This window comes from Alcaligenes aquatilis, from assembly GCF_003076515.1.
In the GTDB taxonomy this organism is placed as follows: domain Bacteria; phylum Pseudomonadota; class Gammaproteobacteria; order Burkholderiales; family Burkholderiaceae_B; genus Alcaligenes; species Alcaligenes aquatilis.
The window spans coordinates 2,177,055-2,193,863 of sequence record NZ_CP022390.1 but is presented as its reverse complement, the minus strand read 5'-3'; the positions used below and the strand labels follow the sequence as shown (position 1 = coordinate 2,193,863).

The window sequence follows — 16,809 nt, the reverse complement described above, 5'->3', positions numbered from 1 at the left end:
CTTCTGTTGTGATGCGACTTGGCTGAGATCAGTACAGTACCCTGGGCAGCCAGAGGCCGATGTCAGGGAACAGGTACAGGACGATAATCGCCAGGATCTGGATCCCCATGAAGGGCAGCATGCCCAGGAAAATCTGGTTCAGGGTGACATGGGGTGGCGAGACGCCTTTCAGGTAGAAGGCCGACATGGCAACCGGCGGCGACAGGAATGCCGTCTGCAGGTTCAGTGCGACCAGCAGACCGAAGAACAGCGGATCGATCTGGTAGTGCGCCAGCAGCGGCAGGAAAATGGGCATGAAGATAATGATGATCTCCGTCCACTCCAGTGGCCAGCCCAGCAGGAAAATAACAACTTGAGCCAGGATCATGAACTGGATGGGCGTCAGATCCATCGACAGCACCCAGTTATTGATCAGTTCTTGGCCGCCCAGCAAGGCGAAGGCGGCCGAGAAGATACTGGAGCCGACGAACAGCCAGCAGACCATGGCACTGGTCTTGGCGCTGAGGTACACCGATTCGCGCACCATGGAAAAGTTCAAGCGGCGATAGGCGAAGGCCAGCAGGATGCCGCCCAAGGCACCCAAGGCCGCCGCCTCGGTGGGGGTACAAAGGCCGACGATGATACTGCCCAGCACGGCAAGAATCAGCATGGTCAGCGGAAAGAAGGAGCTGAGCAGCATCTTGAAGATTTCCAGCCGAGCGAAATTCAGCATGGTGTAGTAGAACAGCAAGGCCAGACTGCCCACGATCAGAAAGATCCAGAAGGTCATCGGCGCAGCCTGGCGCTCTGCTGTCCTGGCTTCTTCGGTGGCTGCTGCCTGCGGGGCGGGAGCCTCTGTACCCAGCTCGTTTGTACCCAGCGAAACGAGTGGCTCACTACCTTCGGGTTCGGACAGACCGCCAGCCCCCGGAGGTTCTGCCAGCCCGCCGCCACTGTAGTCATTGTCGAAACTACTGAAACCGCCGCCCATTTCCTGCAGCTCGTAGTGCTCGGCGGTCTTGGGCGCGGTGACCGATTGATAGCTAAAGCCCATGACAGCGAGGAAGATTGCAGCGGGCAGCAGGGCGACTGCCAGATTTTTTAACAGCAGCTTCATGGGTACATCGACATTGCGAGGCCCCTTCATGGCGCTGATCAGGCCGGGCACAGCACGATCCGTGATGGTTTCTTTGATGGTTTGCGCGAAGGCGGGCAGTGGCACAATCCGGTCTTCCGCCGAAAGAGGGGGCGCGACGCTGGGCTTGAGCTTGGCCAGGATGATCACGTACAGCACGTACATTACGGCCAGCAAGAGGCCTGGGAAGAAGGCTCCAGCATACAGTTTCACGACCGAGACACCGGCGACAGCGCCATACAGGATTAGCAGCACGGAGGGGGGCAGCAAAATACCCAGGCAGCCTCCCGCAGTAATGGAGCCGGCTGTCAGTTGTACGCTGTAGCCCGCCCGCAGCATCGCGGGCATGGCCAGCAGCCCCATCAGAGTCACCACCGCACCTACAATGCCAGTGGCTGTGGCAAAGATGGCGCAGGTGGCAATAGTGGCCACCGCCAGCGAACCAGGGATTCGTGCCATGGCCAGGTGCATGCCCTGGAACAGGTTCTGGATCAGATTTGCGCGTTCAACCAGATAGCCCATGAAGATGAACAGGGGCACCGCAATCAGGACATCGTTGGTCATGACGGCGTAGGTGCGCAGAACCATCAGGTCCAGGGTCTGCTGGATAGCTTGCTGTGTGCCCATGTTGCGGTACGCAAGCCAGGTAAAGATCACTCCCATCCCCATCAGCGTAAAGGCTGTGGGAAAGCCCAGCATGATGGTGACGACAATCAGGGCCAGCATGAGCAGGCCCAAATGACCATTGGTCATGTCTGCAGGTGCCGGCATGAACACGGCAATGCTCAGAACAATGCCGATCAGGATGGTAAGCCCGAACCAGATTTCTTTTCTCATGTCGGACTCCCTTTTTTGCCGCCGACTTTGACAAAGGCATCCAGTTTTTTAATATCGTCGCTGTTGACGTCCACCATGTCCATGAGCTTGTCCACATCGACTTCTTCAACGTCCTTGTCGCGCGAAGGCCATTTCCCGTCCCGCAGACAGCGCACGCAGTACACCATTTCCACAAAGCTTTGCAGTAGAAGGCACAAGCCTGCCAGCGGGATGATGGCTTTGAACGGGTAGATGGGCGGTCCGTTGGCCGTAATGTTCGAGTGCTCCATGATGGCCCACGACTCGGCAGCGAAGTAGTAGCCGGCCCAGAACATGGCGACCACACCGGGAATAAAAAACAGGATGTACAGGACCAAGTCCAGGCCCGCCTGCAGGCGGGGCGGGAAAAAACCGTACAGCACATCCCCACGGACATGGCCGTTCTTGGAGAGCGTATAGGCGCCGGCCATCATGAACAGGCTGCCATACAGCATGTTCATCATGTCAAAGGCCCAGGCGTGCGGGTTGGATAAAACGTATCGAGAGAAAACCTCGAAGGAAACGAACAGGGTCAATGCCAGGATTAGCCAGCCGAACAACTGGCCTATCCACGTATTGAACCGGTCGATAAAGGCCAGGATTTTCTGCATGGTCGGGTCACCTTGCTGGCGCGGAAAGGGTCTGATGTGTGTCGACTGCGGCTTTGGGCGCGGCCGGCCTGGAGTCAGGGAGGAGACGTCATCCACATCCGAGTAGACGGGATGACGCGGTACGATTGCCGATAGGAGCTAGCTTTAGGCTTGGGGGGCCTTGCGGCCGAAGTAGTGGTTGTAGGCCATACGACGGTTATTGTTGGTGTCCATGTCCCACGCCATGGCACGTGCCGCGAATGCGCGTTGCGACGCGTCGATTTCCTTGAAGAGGGGGTTGGTCTCCGCCTTTTTGGCGATGATCTGGTCCCAAACAACCAGTTGTTGCTGCAAGATGGCGTCGGGCGTTTTGTAGAATTTGACGCCGTCTTCCTTTTGCAGGCGCTGGTAGTCTTGCGAGTAACGGTCAACCGCCTTCCAGGACATGTCGGCCGATGAGGCCTCGACCGCGTTGTCGACAATGGCTTTCAGTTGTGTCGGCAAGGCGTTGTATTTGTCCTTGTTGAACATGATCTCGAAGGTTTCGGAGGCCTGGTGAAAGCTTTGCAGCATGCAGACCTTGGACACGTCCGGAAAACCCAGGGCGCGGTCTGATGCGGCATTGTTGAACTCGGCACCATCGAGCAGGCCGCGGTCCAGGGCGGGGACAATTTCACCGCCTGGCAGCGCGTTGACGGCAGCCCCCATTTCGGTGAACAGGTCGATAGCCAGGCCATTGGTACGGAATTTCAGGCCCTTGAGGTCTTCGGTCTTGGCGATGGGTTTTTTGAACCAGCCGAACGGTTGTGTGGGCATCGGGCCGGTCAGGAACGAGACGACATTGCCACCGATGGCATCGTACAGCTTGGCCAGCAACTCCTTGCCGCCACCGTATTTGTGCCATGCCAGCACCATATTGGCGTCCATGCCGAAGGCCGGACCAGACGAAAATAAAGCCAGGGCATTTTGCTTGCCGTAGTTGTAACCCAGTACGCCGTGGCCACCGTCCAGCGTTCCCTTGGAGACGGCATCCAGCAGGCCAAAGGCCGGTACCACTGCCCCGGCGGGCAAGACTTCGATTTTCAGGTCTCCACCGGTCATATCATTGATTTTCTTGGCAAAATCGAGGGCGAATTCGTGGAAGATGTCGACGGTGGGCCAAGTGCTTTGAAAGCGGAAGTTGATGGGACCCTGCGCGCGAGCGATGGCAGGAAAGCCCATCGTTGCTGCAGCCGCGGTGCCGACTGCCGCACCGCCCAGGAACTTGCGCCGAGATGCGCCAGTGTGTTCGTGTGGCGCGGTGCTTTTTTTGATCCTGTTTCTCATGAGGTGTGTCTCCGAAGTGGCTGTAAGCGTTCGAGAGCAAACTGCAGCAATCCGATACTGTTTTTCAGTTTTTCTTCAGTTTGCTTTCAGCTTTATAGGCGATTCAAACGCCAGACGTACATAAGGAGTAACCACAATGATAGTAGGGGTATACCCGTGGGCAGCCAATCGTGCATATGTGCACGGCCAACGTCGGCTGACGCTTGATACCCAGGCTTTTTTGTCTGTGTCTTGACAGGGGGATCATTTCAAAGCGGCAAAGAAAAACGCCTTCGCCGCATGAAGCGGCGAAGGCGTTTTTTGCAAGCGCTAGGGCTTACAGACCTACGGAGTCAGCAATTTCCTTGAACTCTTCGATCTGGTCGAAGTTCATGTAGCGATAGATGTCTTCGCTATTGGCTTGCAGGACACCCATGTCGGCCAGGTACTCTTCGCGGGTCGGGATGCGACCCAGACGCGAGCAGATGGCGGCCAGTTCAGCCGAACCCAGGAACACATTGGTGTTCTTGCCCAGACGGTTGGGGAAGTTACGGGTACTGGTGGACATGACGGTGGCGCCTTCGCGAACCTGTGCCTGGTTACCCATGCACAGCGAGCAACCGGGCATTTCCATACGAGCACCAGCCACGCCCAGAACGCCGTAGTGGCCTTCTTCGCTCAACTGTTGCTGGTCCATCTTGGTCGGAGGAGCGACCCACAGACGGGTTGGAATGTCGCGCTTGCCTTCCAGCAGCTTGGAGGCAGCACGGAAGTGACCGATGTTGGTCATGCAGCTACCGATAAACACTTCGTCGATCACGGTGCCGGACACGTCGGACATGGTTTTCACGTCATCAGGGTCGTTGGGGCAAGCGACGATAGGTTCGTGGATTTCAGCCAGGTCGATGTCGATAACAGCCGCGTACTCAGCGTCTGCATCGGGTTCCAGCAGCTCAGGGTTGGCCAGCCAGGCTTCCATGTTCTTGATACGACGCGAGATAGTGCGCTCGTCCTCGTAGCCATTGGCAATCATCCACTTGAGCAGCGTGATGTTGCTGTTCAGGTATTCGATGATGGGCTCTTTGTTCAGACGAACGGTACATGCAGCGGCGGAACGCTCAGCCGACGCGTCGGACAGCTCGAAAGCCTGTTCGATCTTCAGGTTAGGCAGACCTTCGATTTCCAGGATGCGACCGGAGAAGATGTTCTTCTTGCCGGCTTTTTCCACGGTCAGCAAGCCTTGCTTGATGGCGTACAGAGGAATGGCGTTAACCAGGTCACGCAGCGTGACGCCGGGCTGCATTTCGCCCTTGAAGCGCACCAGTACGGATTCTGGCATGTCCAGAGGCATCACACCGGTAGCCGCAGCAAAGGCCACCAGACCGGAACCGGCGGGGAAGCTGATGCCGATAGGGAAACGGGTGTGCGAGTCGCCACCGGTACCCACGGTATCGGGCAACAACATGCGGTTCAACCAGGAGTGGATGATACCGTCGCCTGGACGCAGGGAAACACCACCACGCGTGCTGATGAAAGCAGGCAGTTCGTGGTGAGTTTTAACGTCCACAGGTTTGGGGTAAGCGGCGGTGTGGCAGAAGGACTGCATCACCAGATCGGACGAGAAGCCCAGGCAAGCCAGGTCTTTCAGTTCGTCGCGAGTCATTGGGCCCGTGGTGTCCTGGCTGCCAACGGTGGTCATGCGTGGTTCGCAGTAAGTACCGGGGCGCACGCCTTGACCTTCAGGCAGGCCGCAAGCACGGCCAACCATCTTCTGGGCCAGGGAGAAGCCTTTACCGGAGTCGGCAGGGCTTTGTGGCAGGCGGAACAGGGTGGTTGGGGGCAGACCCAGTGCTTCACGAGCACGGGTGGTCAGGCCACGGCCAATAATCAGGGGAATACGGCCACCAGCACGCACTTCGTCGAACAGCACGTCGGACTTGACCTGGAATTCGGAGATCAGTTCGCCATTTTTGAAGGCTTTGCCTTCGTAGGGACGCAGCTCAACCACGTCGCCCATTTCCATGTTGGAAACGTCCAGCTCGATAGGCAAGGCACCGGCATCTTCCATTGTGTTGTAGAAGATAGGAGCAATCTTGCTGCCCAGACACACGCCACCAAAGCGCTTGTTGGGAACGAAAGGAATGTCTTGGCCGGTGAACCACAACACGGAGTTGGTAGCCGATTTACGCGAAGAGCCGGTACCGACCACGTCGCCTACGTAGGCAACCAGGTGGCCCTTTTCTTTCAGGGATTCGATAAAGCTGACAGGGCCTTTCTTGCCGGGCTCTTCAGGTTCGATACCTGGGCGTGGGTTCTTCAGCATGGCCAGCGCGTGCAGCGGAATGTCCGGGCGGCTCCAGGCGTCAGGGGCGGGGGACAGATCGTCCGTGTTGGTCTCGCCGGTGACTTTGAAAACAGTGACGGTCAGGCTTTCGGGGACTTCAGGACGGCTGGTGAACCACTCGCCGTCGGCCCAGCTTTGCAGCACTTCTTTTGCAAAGGCATTGCCCTTTTCGGCTTTTTCCTGGACGTCGTGGAACGAGTCAAACATCAACAGGGTGTTTTTCAGGCCGTTGGCAGCGATCTGGCCCAGTTCGGGCGAATCCAGCAGATCGATCAGAGGGCTGATGTTGTAGCCACCCAGCATGGTTCCCAGCAGCTCAGTGGCACGCTCGCGGCTGATCAAGGCACAGGTTTCTGTGCCCAGCGCGATAGCGGCCAGGTAAGAGGCTTTGACTTTGGCAGCATCGTCTACACCGGCGGGGACGCGGTGCGTCAGCAGGTCGACCAGAAATGCTTCCTCACCGGCAGGTGGGTTCTTGATGAGCTCGATCAGCTCGGCGGTCTGCTGAGCTGACAAAGGCAGCGGGGGAATGCCCAGAGCAGCGCGCTCGGCAACATGTTCGCGGTAAGAGTCCAGCATAGTGCGGGTGCCTATCGGTAAATGGTTGATATGAAAATGCAATAAATCGCGTGTTGCCCCAATTGTAATTTGAAGCGCACAGCGAAGCAATGGTCTTATATCTTATATAAGACTTGCGAAAGGCTGAATATTGCTGGGTTCAGGCCTGCAAGTCGGCGTATTCAGGGTGGCGGCGTAGATAGACCACGGCATAGCTGCAAATCGGGCGTACTTTCCACTGTTGGTTTTTCGCCGTCTCCAGTGCAAAGCGGGTCAGTTGCCCTGCAATGCCGCGGCCTTCCAGTTCGGGCGGCACGCGCGTATGGGTGATGCTCATGATGGCATCATCCAGTTCGTATTCGATCACGCTGCGCAGGTTTTCAACATCGCAGTAAAACAGATGTGCTTGCGGGTCGTGGTGGATCTCGGTGGTCAAGGCGGGCTCCTTCAAGTGGGGTTGGAGTGCAGGGCGATTAGAATCCAAACGGCCAGCATGCTGATCATGCCCAGAAAGCAGCCGCCCCACAGTCCCATCAGGGGCCATTTGACGCCCATGGGAACCTCGTCGGGCTGGACGTGCCTGAGCAAACGGTTGGCATTGCCAAACAGCGAGCTTTGGCGTTTGGGAAAATTCAGCCGTAAAAAATAATCCAGCAGTATGCCGGCCTTCAGGGGGAAACTGAGTTTTTCCCAGGGGTACTGGTCCAGATAAGGGTGGCGTAGCACCTGGTTGCTGCGGCGCAGATTGAACAGCAATAAATAAGCACCGGACACTAGTGTGGTCAGGGCACAGGCAATCATCAGAGTGCCGGCTAGCGGCAGGGCGTAGCGTACAAATTCAGAGAGCATGGAAGTCACCAGCAAGACGGCCCCGCGTGCGTAATGCAGCGGGGCCGTGAGTTAGATCACAGGCGAATAATAGCCCAGGATCTGTGACTTATGGGCGCTGGTCCAGAGGCACAAAGCTTTGGTTTTCAGGGCCAATGTAGTTGGCGGTAGGACGAATAATCTTGTTGTCCACGCGCTGCTCAATCACGTGAGCCGCCCAGCCAGCCGTACGCGCGATCACGAACAAAGGCGTGAACATGGCGGTAGGCACGCCCATGGTGTGGTAGGACACGGCCGAGAACCAGTCCAGGTTGGGGAACATTTTTTTCACTTCCCACATCACGCTTTCCAGACGCTCGGCAATGTCGTACATGCGGGTGTTGCCATCGGCCACGGCCAGCTCTTTGGCCACCGATTTGATGACTTCGTTGCGTGGGTCGGAGATGGTGTAGACGGGGTGACCGAAGCCAATAATGACTTCCTTGTTTTCCACGCGCTTGCGGATGTCTTCTTCAGCCTGGTCGGGTGTCTCGTAGCGCTTCTGGATTTCAAAAGCCACTTCGTTGGCACCGCCGTGCTTGGGACCGCGCAGAGCGCCGATCGCACCGGCAATCGCGGAGTAGAAGTCCGAACCCGTACCGGCGATCACGCGGCTGGTAAAGGTGGAGGCGTTGAACTCGTGCTCGGCGTACAGGTTCAGCGACACATGCATGGCTTTTTCCCACTCGGCCGAGGGCTTTTCGCCATGCAGCAGGTGCAGGAAGTGCGCGCCGATGCTGTCATCGTCGGTTTGCACATCAATCATTTCGCCGTTGTGGCTGTAGTGGTACCAGTACAGCAGGGCCGAACCCAGGCAAGCCATCAGACGGTCGGCAATGTCGCGCGCGTCAGGCAGGTTGTGGTCGTCTTTTTCAGGCAGCACGCAGCCCAGAACCGATACGGCAGTGCGCATCACGTCCATGGGGTGGCTGTGGGCAGGCAGGGTTTCCAGAGCGGTTTGCAGGGCCAGGGGCAGGCCGCGCAGGCGCTTGAGCTTTTGCTTGTACGCGCGCAGTTCGTCGCGGTTGGGCAATTTGCCGTGAATCAGCAAATGCGCCACTTCCTCAAATTCGCAAGCCTGGGCCAGATCCAAGATATCGTAGCCGCGGTAGTGCAGATCATTGCCGCTGCGACCGACCGTGCACAAGGCGGTATTGCCTGCCACAACGCCAGACAGGGCAACAGATTTCTTGGGCTTGAAGCCAGTGCTAGGGGTGTTCTCAGTACTGCTCATAAAGGTCTCCTGGTTGCTGGGCAGCCAGCACGAGGCTGGCTGCTAAATGGGGTTTTACCCGCGCAAAGGCCCTGTCAAAGGGCCGGGCGGGAGCCTGTGGGGGCTCAGGACTTCTTGTTTTTCTGGAACAGCTTGTCGAGGCTTTGCTCGTAAGCATGGTAGCCGATACGATCGTACAGTTCTTCACGAGTCTGCATCAAATCGATGACATTTTTTTGATGTCCGTCACGACGGATCGCCTGGTAGACAGCTTCGGCGGCCTTGTTCATGGCGCGGAAGGCGGACAGGGGGTAGAGCACCATGGCCACATTGGCCGAAGCCAGTTCTTGCACGGTGAACAAGGGAGTTTGACCGAACTCGGTAATGTTGGCCAGCACAGGCACATCCAGCGTTTCGGTAAAGCGGCGGTATGTGTCTAGGTCGTAGCAGGCTTCAGCAAAAATGCCGTCTGCACCCGCTTGCACGCAAGCCTGGGCACGTTCCAGGGCGGCGTCCACACCTTCAACCGCAATCGCGTCGGTACGAGCCATGATGAAAAATTCTGGGTCGGTACGGGCGTCAACAGCGGCCTTTACACGGTCTGCCATTTCGCCGGTGCTGACGATTTCTTTGCCGGGGCGGTGACCGCAACGCTTGGCACCCACCTGGTCCTCGATGTGGCAAGCGGCGGCGCCGAACTTGATCAGGCTTTTGATCGTGCGGGCGATGTTAAAGGCCGAAGCACCAAAGCCGGTATCAATGTCCACCATCAATGGCAGATCGCATACATCGGTGATGCGGCGAATGTCAGTCAGCACGTCATCCAGGGTGTTGATGCCCAGATCAGGCAAGCCCAAAGAGCCAGCCGCTACACCGCCACCCGACAAGTAGATGGCGCGGTAGCCGGCGCGTTGGGCCAACAAAGCGTGGTTGGCGTTGATGGCGCCGATGATTTGCAAAGGCTGTTCTTCACGCAGGGCCTGGCGAAAACGGGCGCCTGCCGATGTCAGTTGGTTTTGGCTCATTTGGGGCTCCAGATCACAAGATAAGAAAATGTCGTCAGCGTGATGCTGCGATGGGTTATTACTTCTAAAGCAAATGCTGTGCCAAGTTCAGCGGTGGAGATGATGAAAGCTCTGAAGCCAGACGAGGCGGGAATGTCTTGATCGCTCGCAGGTGTCCCTCTTTTTTGCAAATACGGTATTTCATTGTTTTGTGTTTCAATATTGAAACGTAATTTGAAACAATGTCGCATTGTTGATGCCTGGGTGAAATCACATGCCTTATCCTTCCCCCCTTCCTGCTCGGCTGCGTCTGGTGGCTTTTGGCCTGCATGGACTGCGTTCTCTCTTGGAAGAGTTGGTGCCGCAGTTCCGCGCCCAGGCCGAAATCCTGATCGTGGACAAAGCCTATGGCGAGGCTGTGCAAGCCGTGCAGGTTTTGCGACAAACCGGTGCAATCGACGTTCTGGTGTCCGCTGGTTCCAACGGCAGTTATTTGCGTGAGCATCTGGACTTGCCGGTGGTGCTGGTGCATCCGGGTGGCTTTGACATTATGGGCAGTCTGGCCTCGGCACAGGCCGAGCGTAAAGCCGTGGTGACCTATGGCGAAATGCCGCTGGAACTAATGGAGTTCGTGCAGCGTTTTGATCTGCCCGTGGAGCTACGCAGCTATCGCAGCGAGGCTGATGCACGTAGCTGTGTTCAGGATTTGAAAGAGCTGGGCGTGGAGTGGGTGCTGGCCCCCGGTCTGGTGGTGGATCTGGCGCGTGAGAATCAAATGGAAGGTGTGCTGCTGTATTCACAAGGAGCCGTTCGGCAGGCGCTGGAATCCGCTATCGAACTGGCCCGTGTTGCGCGCGCTGAAGCGGCCCGTCGGGATCGCTTGAATACGATTCTGGCGCAGTTGCGTGACGGTGTGGTGTCAGTGGACAGGGACGAGCGGATTGAAACCGTTAACCCGGCCATGGAGGCCTGGTTGGGCCAACCCGCCCAAGCCGTGATTGGCCGCCGCTTGGGTTCCTTGTACCCCGAACTGGATCTGGCCGGTACGCTGCGCAGCCTGGAAGTGCAACTGGATACGGTGCAGCAAGTGGCTGGTCGCACCGCGATTGTGACCCGTATGCCGATTTTGGAGCAGGGGCGCTTGAGCGGGGCCGTGCTGCTATGCCAGGACCCGGCTGCGATTCAGCGATTGGACCGCAGTTTGCGTTCACGCAGTCAGCAAGTGGCATCGCGTCATGCCCGGTACGAGTTATCCGATCTGGTGGGGCAAAGTTCGCCCATGTACAAGCTGCGTGCCCAGGCTCAGGCGTGTGCACAAAGCACGGCGACCACCCTGATTATCGGCGAGAGTGGTACAGGTAAGGAGCTGCTGGCTCAAGGGATTCATAGTGCCAGTGCCAGACGCGCACAGCCCTTTGTAGCGGTGAACTGTGCCGCTTTCCCCGACAGCCTGCTGGAAAGCGAGCTGTTCGGCTATGTGGAAGGCGCATTCACAGGCTCCAGCCGGGGCGGCAAAGTCGGGCTGGTGGAAGCGGCTCACACTGGCACCCTGTTTCTGGACGAGATCGGGGAAATGCCCTTGCCCTTGCAAACTCGTTTGCTGCGTGTGCTGCAAGAAAAAGAAGTCCTGCGTATTGGGGCGATTGAACCCACGCCGGTGGATGTACGTGTGATTGCGGCCACTCACCGGGATCTGGCCGCGCAAGTTAAAGAAGGCGTGTTCCGTCAGGATCTGTTTTATCGTTTGAATATTCTGGTGCTGCGTTTGCCGCCCTTGCGTCGGCGTACACAGGATTTGCCGGAACTGGTGGAGCATCTCTTGGCAAAAGTGGCCCAGCGTCTGGGTGGGGCTGTAACACTGAATCCGGATTGGCTGGCTGAGTTGTTGGAGCTGGGTCGTCACTACTCCTGGCCCGGCAATATCCGCGAGCTGGAAAACCTGATCGAACGTTTGATGGTCCTGGGCACAGTGCAAGGCGATCAGGCTGTGGTGCTGGAAGATATTGCGCCGGAGTTGCGGGCGGTGGTGGCCGAGCCTGCCATGCCAGCGCTGCGCGATCAGCAAGAGCGCAGCGAACAGGAGCATCTGGCCAAGGTGCTGGAAGAGTGTGGTGGGAATCGCGCCCTGGCCGCCCAGCAACTAGGGATCAGTCGCAGCACTTTGTGGCGGAAGTTGCGCAAAATGTGATGTTGGCCCCTGTGTGCCAGAGGGGGGGGCACAGAAGGCCGTTTTTTAGGTCTGTTGCGCGTCTTGATGAGCCCTGCTTAAAGCCAGTAATAGAAGACTGATCAGTACGGAGGCCAGCAGGTTGTAGCTCAGGCCGATTACAAAGGCAGAGGCATATTGTTCCGCCTGGGATGCGGCAGCGCTGCTAGCGTTTTGCCCTGCATTAAAGAGTAGTCCAACGACGGCAACCCCAAGGGCGGCTCCCACCTGCTGGATGCTGGAAATGACGCCTGATGCCATGCCTGCCTGGGCCTCGTTTACAAAACCCAGAACCAGATTCAACAAGGGGGTCATGATCAAACCTTGGCAGGCTCCTAAAAAAATTAAGGCCGGAATCAGGTGGACAGGTTCTGTTTGTGCGCCTGCCCAGGCAACCTGGCCGATCAGCCAGGCAAACGAGACGGCGTAGCCAGCAGCGCCAAGCGTAATCACACGGGTGCCGTAGCGTGTAACAAGTCGTGGTGCACTGAGAGAGGCTGCAACAAAGCCCACGCTGGCGGGGGCGAAAATACTGCCCGCGTGGAACGGACTTAAGCCCAGCCCACTTTGCAGTAAAAGAGCAAAGCAGAGAAAGAAAGAACTGGCGGTGGAGTACACCAACAAGACCAGTAGGGCTCCCAAGGCAAAACGGGGCTGTGCCAGAAGCTGCATATCCACCAAGGGTGGGTGTCCTGCGCATCGGCGCCTTTCTTGTTGCTTGTAAAAAATGACGAATAGTAAGCCGGCTGCGGCCAGAGCGGCCAGGCTGGAGGCAGGCCAGCCGTGCTCCGAACTTTGGATCAGGGGGATCAGTAGCAGGCTCAGGGCAAGGCTGATCAGGACTACGCCTGTACTATCTAGCCCTTGGCCGTGCGGGGCTCGGGTTTCAGGGATATAGCGGGCCAAGGAAATGGCCAGCAGCCCTATGGGGATATTGATCAGGAAAATGCTGCGCCAACCCAGGCCGAACAGGTCGGCATGAACTAGCCAGCCTCCCAGTATTTGCCCGGCAATGGCGGCTAGCCCCAGGGTCATGCCCAGCAAGCCAAAGGCGCGGCGGCTGTGATCGCCTTCAAAGTTGACCCGAATGGAAGCATAGACCTGGGGAAAGAGCAGGGCGGCAGCCAGGCCCTGCAATACTCTGGCGATGATCAATAAAAAAGCAGTGGGTGCCAGACCGCATAGGGCCGACGCCAGCGTAAAACTCGCCATGCCGATGATAAAGAGTCTGCGTCGGCCAAATAAATCGCCCAGCCGTCCGCCTGTAATGAGCAGCACGCCAAAAGCCAGTTCGTAGCCCGCCACGATAAAGCCGATCTGGCTGAAGCTGGCCGCTAGCTGGTTCTGGATATTGGGAATGGCGACATTGACAACGAATAGATCAAAAATGGTGACAAAGCCCGCCAGAAGTAATACCGACAGGCCCAGCCAGGCAGGAGTGTGGGAGGCGCCGGAGGGGGAGTGTGGAGAGTGAGTCTTGGAGTTCATGATGTGTGCTTCAGGTAAAAACCTGTGTATTCTTGAACTCTTTTTAAGCCATTACAATTTAACTGCTTATGCTATTACTGAAAGCAACGGGGTTCTGGTCATGAGAACGCTGGAACGAACGCGCCCGGACCTGTCAGCCTTTTTGCGGGCTTGTCGTGAACGGCTTTTGCCCGAGGAGGTGGGCTTGCCCAGCGGCGGGCGCCGTCGGACTCCGGGGCTGCGTCGTGAGGAAGTCGCCGCGTTGGCAGGGGTCGGGCTGACCTGGTACACCTGGCTGGAACAAGGGCGTGATATCGGAGTGTCGGCCCGCTTTTTGGATAATCTGGCTCGTGTCTTGAAACTGGACGCCGCCGAACGGCGCCACTTGTTTTTGCTGGCCCATGAGCGCCTGCCTGCCGAGCCAGGAGTCACCTGGTGTGTTTTGCCGCCCTTGGTGCGACGCTTGATGCATGATTTGCCTCATCCAGCGTTTGTTTTGAATCTGCGCTGGGATGTCCTGGGCTTTAATTCTTTGGCCGATGAGGTGCTGGGCTTGGGGGCGTATCCGCAGGGGCAGCGCAATCTGCTGTGGCAGATGTTTACGAACCCCGCTTTGCACGCACGCTTTGTGCCCTGGGAGGCACAGGCTTTGGCGATGTTGTCTGGTTTTCGCCGTGATTTTGCCCGCGCAACGGAAGGCACGGATATTCATGAGTTGGCCGATGAGCTCAAGCGTGTGTCACCCGAGTTCAAAATGGGATGGGAGCAGCATGATGTGCAGCCGCCTTGCGGTGGACGGCTTTGCTTGACGGTGCAAGGAGAGCGGCGCGAGTTTGAGCAAACCTCGCTCATCATTGATGAGAGCCGCCATTTGCGTCTGGTGGTGTATGTACCCGCTTTGCAGGACGGTAAAGGCGATGGAAGCGGTCCAGGCTAGTGTTGTATAGGGCTTGTAAAGTGCAAGCCGTAAGTGCTCAGTCGTGCTCTGATAGTGATGGCAGGGCACTGACCGTACGTGCCGGGTTTCAAGCACTTGGCACCAAGGACTTGGCATCGAGCATCAGATAGCGGGCAGCAGGCAGCAGGCAGCCGGCAAAAAAAATCCCCGCCGATCAGGCGGGGATTGCAGACACTGGCGGCTTAATTAACCCAGCAGGTCTTTCACACCGTCGCGCTCTTCCAGCAGCTCGTTCAGGGTGTGGTCCATGCGCTCACGCGAGAAGGCGTCGATTTCCAGACCTTCAACACGCTTGTACTCACCGTTTTCGGTGGTGACAGGGACGCCGTAGATGATGCCTTCAGGAATACCGTAGGAGCCGTCCGAAGGAACACCCATGGTGACCCATTTGCCGTTGGAGCCCAGGACCCAGTCACGCACGTGGTCGATGGCCGCGTTGGCAGCCGAAGCAGCCGAGGACAGGCCACGGGCTTCGATAATGGCAGCGCCGCGTTTGCCCACGGTGGGGATGAAGGTTTCGCGGTTCCAGGCCTGATCGTTGATGATGGCGTCAATCTTCTCACCGTTCACCGTGGCAAAGCGGGTGTCAGGGTACATGGTGGGCGAGTGGTTGCCCCAAACAATCAGGTTTTCGATGTCAGCAACAGCCTTGCCGGATTTGGTGGCCAACTGCGACAGGGCGCGGTTGTGGTCCAGACGCAGCATGGCGGTGAAGTTCTTCGCTGGCAGATCAGGAGCGGACTTCATGGCGATGTAGGCGTTGGTGTTGGCAGGGTTGCCGACAACCAGAACCTTGACGTCGCGGCTGGCCACTTTGTTCAGGGCACGGCCTTGGGCGGTGAAGATCTGGGCGTTGAAGGCCAGCAGGTCTTTACGCTCCATACCTGGGCCGCGAGGACGGGCACCGACCAGCAGGGCGATATCAGCATCTTTGAATGCGGTTTCAGGGTCGCTGTGGGCGGACATGCCTTGCAGCAGCGGGAAGGCGCAATCGTCCAGTTCCATCATGACGCCCTTCAGGGCCTTTTGGGCTTTCTCGTCGGCGAGTTCCAGCAACTGCAAGATTACAGGCTGGTCTTTGCCCAGCATTTCGCCAGAAGCGATGCGAAACAGCAGGGCGTAGCCAATCTGGCCAGCAGCGCCGGTAACGGCGACGCGCATTGCGGGTTTGGACATGAGAGTGAGACTCCGTTTTTGGGTTTGAAGACGGTGACGAAAAACACAGTTTAAATCTTTTGCAGACCGGACGGCTGGCGTGGAAAATGGTTTTTCGCAAGAGGAAAAGCCTCTTTTTTCACTGCGCAGACTAGACCAAAACGATAGCGGCGTCAAACGTCTTATATCTTATATAAGACATAAGAGCGTTAGACATTCGGGGCCGGTCATGCGAAAATTAGTGCACTGTCTATTTTATGAACAAATGCGCGCTGCAGGCTGTATTGATCGCGCATTTTTTATGAGCCCCATGTCTGATAACGTGCCGCCGCTACGCGCCCAGGAAATCGAAAAATCCGCTCCTAGCGCGGCCTATAGCCCTCTGTACCAACAGATCAAGGCTTTGTTGCTGCAGGGGCTGGATCGTGGCGAATGGAAGCCCGGCGAGGCCATCCCCAGCGAGCTGGAGCTGGCCGCCCGTTTTCAGGTCAGCCAAGGGACGGTACGCAAGGCCATTGACGAATTGGCGGCTGACAATCTCCTGATTCGTCGCCAGGGCAAGGGTACTTTTGTGGCCACCCATCACGAGGCCCGCGTGCGCTTTCGCTTTTTGCGCCTGGCCCCGGACGATGGCAAACCCGTTGCTTCCCAAAGCCGTATTCTGGATGTCCGCCGCATGAAAGCGCCCACGGATGTGGCTGTGCTGCTGGATTTGCGCACCTCCGATATGGTGGTGAACCTGCGTCGTGTCCTGTCCTTTGATCAGGCCCCGACTATTTTTGACGATATCTGGCTTCCCGGCTCTGTCTTTAAGGGGCTGACCCTGGAAGCTGTTGAGCAGAACAGGGGCCCGATGTATGCCTGGTTCGAGAGCAAGTTTGGCGTGAGCATGGTGCGCGCCGATGAAAAGATTGGTGCTGTCAGTGCGACCGCAGAGGCCGCCTCGGTCCTGCAGGTCGCTGTCGGCTCGCCGCTCCTGCACGTGGAACGCGTGTCCTATACCTATGGTGATCGACCGATGGAATTGCGCCGGGGTTTGTACCTGACCGAACGCTTTCATTACCGAAACACGCTTAGCTAGTTCGGCGGCATACGGTATTTGATACTGCACCGTAGTGTCAAATAGGTGAAAATACCAAGGTTAAAAATTTTATGACTTTTTTTATCTACTTC

Annotated in this window: 13 protein-coding genes; 3 read left to right on the top strand and 10 right to left on the bottom strand. The window is 57.5% G+C overall.

The window, feature by feature from the left end; translation table 11 throughout:
* Nucleotides 1-28: 28 nt before the first annotated feature.
* From CA948_RS10045 to prpB, 8 genes are all read right to left on the bottom strand, one after another.
* Nucleotides 29-1,951: a TRAP transporter large permease gene (locus CA948_RS10045; protein WP_108727924.1), complete on the bottom strand. Its 1,923-nt coding sequence runs from the start codon at nucleotides 1,949-1,951 to the stop codon at nucleotides 29-31.
* Nucleotides 1,948-2,580: a TRAP transporter small permease subunit gene (locus CA948_RS10040; protein WP_094195938.1), complete on the bottom strand. Its 633-nt coding sequence runs from the start codon at nucleotides 2,578-2,580 to the stop codon at nucleotides 1,948-1,950. The genes CA948_RS10045 and CA948_RS10040 overlap by 4 nt, the downstream gene beginning before the upstream one ends.
* A 144-nt stretch (nucleotides 2,581-2,724) precedes the next feature.
* A complete protein-coding gene (locus tag CA948_RS10035) occupies nucleotides 2,725-3,885 on the bottom strand; it encodes a TRAP transporter substrate-binding protein (RefSeq protein ID WP_108727923.1) in 1,161 nt (386 codons plus the stop codon).
* Between the two features lie 316 nt (nucleotides 3,886-4,201).
* Nucleotides 4,202-6,787: a bifunctional aconitate hydratase 2/2-methylisocitrate dehydratase gene (gene acnB / locus CA948_RS10030; RefSeq protein WP_094195940.1), complete on the bottom strand. Its 2,586-nt coding sequence runs from the start codon at nucleotides 6,785-6,787 to the stop codon at nucleotides 4,202-4,204.
* 139 nt (nucleotides 6,788-6,926) lie between these two features.
* Nucleotides 6,927-7,202: a GNAT family N-acetyltransferase gene (locus tag CA948_RS10025; protein ID WP_094198281.1), complete on the bottom strand. Its 276-nt coding sequence runs from the start codon at nucleotides 7,200-7,202 to the stop codon at nucleotides 6,927-6,929.
* Between the two features lie 11 nt (nucleotides 7,203-7,213).
* Nucleotides 7,214-7,615: a hypothetical protein gene (locus CA948_RS10020; RefSeq protein ID WP_094195941.1), complete on the bottom strand. Its 402-nt coding sequence runs from the start codon at nucleotides 7,613-7,615 to the stop codon at nucleotides 7,214-7,216.
* A gap of 88 nt (nucleotides 7,616-7,703) precedes the next feature.
* Nucleotides 7,704-8,867 carry a bifunctional 2-methylcitrate synthase/citrate synthase gene (gene prpC, locus CA948_RS10015; RefSeq protein WP_094195942.1) on the bottom strand — a complete coding sequence of 388 codons (1,164 nt, stop codon included), beginning with the start codon at nucleotides 8,865-8,867 and terminating at the stop codon, nucleotides 7,704-7,706.
* A 104-nt stretch (nucleotides 8,868-8,971) separates the two neighbouring features.
* Entirely contained in the window at nucleotides 8,972-9,871 is a 900-nt protein-coding gene (gene prpB, locus CA948_RS10010) for a methylisocitrate lyase (RefSeq protein ID WP_108727922.1), read from the bottom strand.
* Between the two features lie 253 nt (nucleotides 9,872-10,124).
* On the opposite strand from prpB, the gene prpR reads away from it, so the two are divergent.
* On the top strand, nucleotides 10,125-12,038 hold the full coding sequence (gene prpR / locus CA948_RS10005) for a propionate catabolism operon regulatory protein PrpR (protein ID WP_108727921.1): 1,914 nt from the start codon (nucleotides 10,125-10,127) through the stop codon (nucleotides 12,036-12,038).
* A gap of 45 nt (nucleotides 12,039-12,083) precedes the next feature.
* Here the strand turns inward: prpR and CA948_RS10000 are convergent, their stop codons facing one another.
* Entirely contained in the window at nucleotides 12,084-13,544 is a 1,461-nt protein-coding gene (locus CA948_RS10000) for an MFS transporter (protein ID WP_108727920.1), read from the bottom strand.
* Nucleotides 13,545-13,644: 100 nt separating this feature from the next.
* On the opposite strand from CA948_RS10000, the gene CA948_RS09995 reads away from it, so the two are divergent.
* Complete coding sequence (locus CA948_RS09995; protein WP_108728742.1) at nucleotides 13,645-14,460, top strand: helix-turn-helix transcriptional regulator; 816 nt, start codon at nucleotides 13,645-13,647, stop codon at nucleotides 14,458-14,460.
* A gap of 207 nt (nucleotides 14,461-14,667) precedes the next feature.
* Here CA948_RS09995 and CA948_RS09990 read toward each other — a convergent pair whose 3' ends face one another.
* Nucleotides 14,668-15,657: a malate dehydrogenase gene (locus CA948_RS09990; protein WP_022983546.1), complete on the bottom strand. Its 990-nt coding sequence runs from the start codon at nucleotides 15,655-15,657 to the stop codon at nucleotides 14,668-14,670.
* Nucleotides 15,658-15,946: 289 nt separating this feature from the next.
* Here CA948_RS09990 and CA948_RS09985 point away from each other — a divergent pair, with 289 nt between their 5' ends.
* A complete protein-coding gene (locus tag CA948_RS09985) occupies nucleotides 15,947-16,717 on the top strand; it encodes a GntR family transcriptional regulator (RefSeq protein ID WP_094198283.1) in 771 nt (256 codons plus the stop codon).
* The last annotated feature ends 92 nt before the right edge of the window (nucleotides 16,718-16,809 follow it).

Excerpts from the sequence above, each read along its gene's own strand:
- CA948_RS10040 (WP_094195938.1), bottom strand. The coding sequence starts at position 2,580 with ATGCAGAAAATCCTGGCCTTTATCGACCGGTTCAATACGTGGATAGGC.
- prpB (WP_108727922.1), bottom strand. The coding sequence starts at position 9,871 with ATGAGCCAAAACCAACTGACATCGGCAGGCGCCCGTTTTCGCCAGGCC.
- prpR (WP_108727921.1), top strand. The coding sequence starts at position 10,125 with ATGCCTTATCCTTCCCCCCTTCCTGCTCGGCTGCGTCTGGTGGCTTTT.
- CA948_RS09995 (WP_108728742.1), top strand. The coding sequence starts at position 13,645 with ATGAGAACGCTGGAACGAACGCGCCCGGACCTGTCAGCCTTTTTGCGG.
- prpC (WP_094195942.1), bottom strand. The coding sequence starts at position 8,867 with ATGAGCAGTACTGAGAACACCCCTAGCACTGGCTTCAAGCCCAAGAAA.
- acnB (WP_094195940.1), bottom strand. The coding sequence starts at position 6,787 with ATGCTGGACTCTTACCGCGAACATGTTGCCGAGCGCGCTGCTCTGGGC.
- CA948_RS10045 (WP_108727924.1), bottom strand. The coding sequence starts at position 1,951 with ATGAGAAAAGAAATCTGGTTCGGGCTTACCATCCTGATCGGCATTGTT.
- CA948_RS10020 (WP_094195941.1), bottom strand. The coding sequence starts at position 7,615 with ATGCTCTCTGAATTTGTACGCTACGCCCTGCCGCTAGCCGGCACTCTG.
- CA948_RS10035 (WP_108727923.1), bottom strand. The coding sequence starts at position 3,885 with ATGAGAAACAGGATCAAAAAAAGCACCGCGCCACACGAACACACTGGC.
- CA948_RS09990 (WP_022983546.1), bottom strand. The coding sequence starts at position 15,657 with ATGTCCAAACCCGCAATGCGCGTCGCCGTTACCGGCGCTGCTGGCCAG.
- CA948_RS09985 (WP_094198283.1), top strand. The coding sequence starts at position 15,947 with ATGTCTGATAACGTGCCGCCGCTACGCGCCCAGGAAATCGAAAAATCC.
- CA948_RS10000 (WP_108727920.1), bottom strand. The coding sequence starts at position 13,544 with ATGAACTCCAAGACTCACTCTCCACACTCCCCCTCCGGCGCCTCCCAC.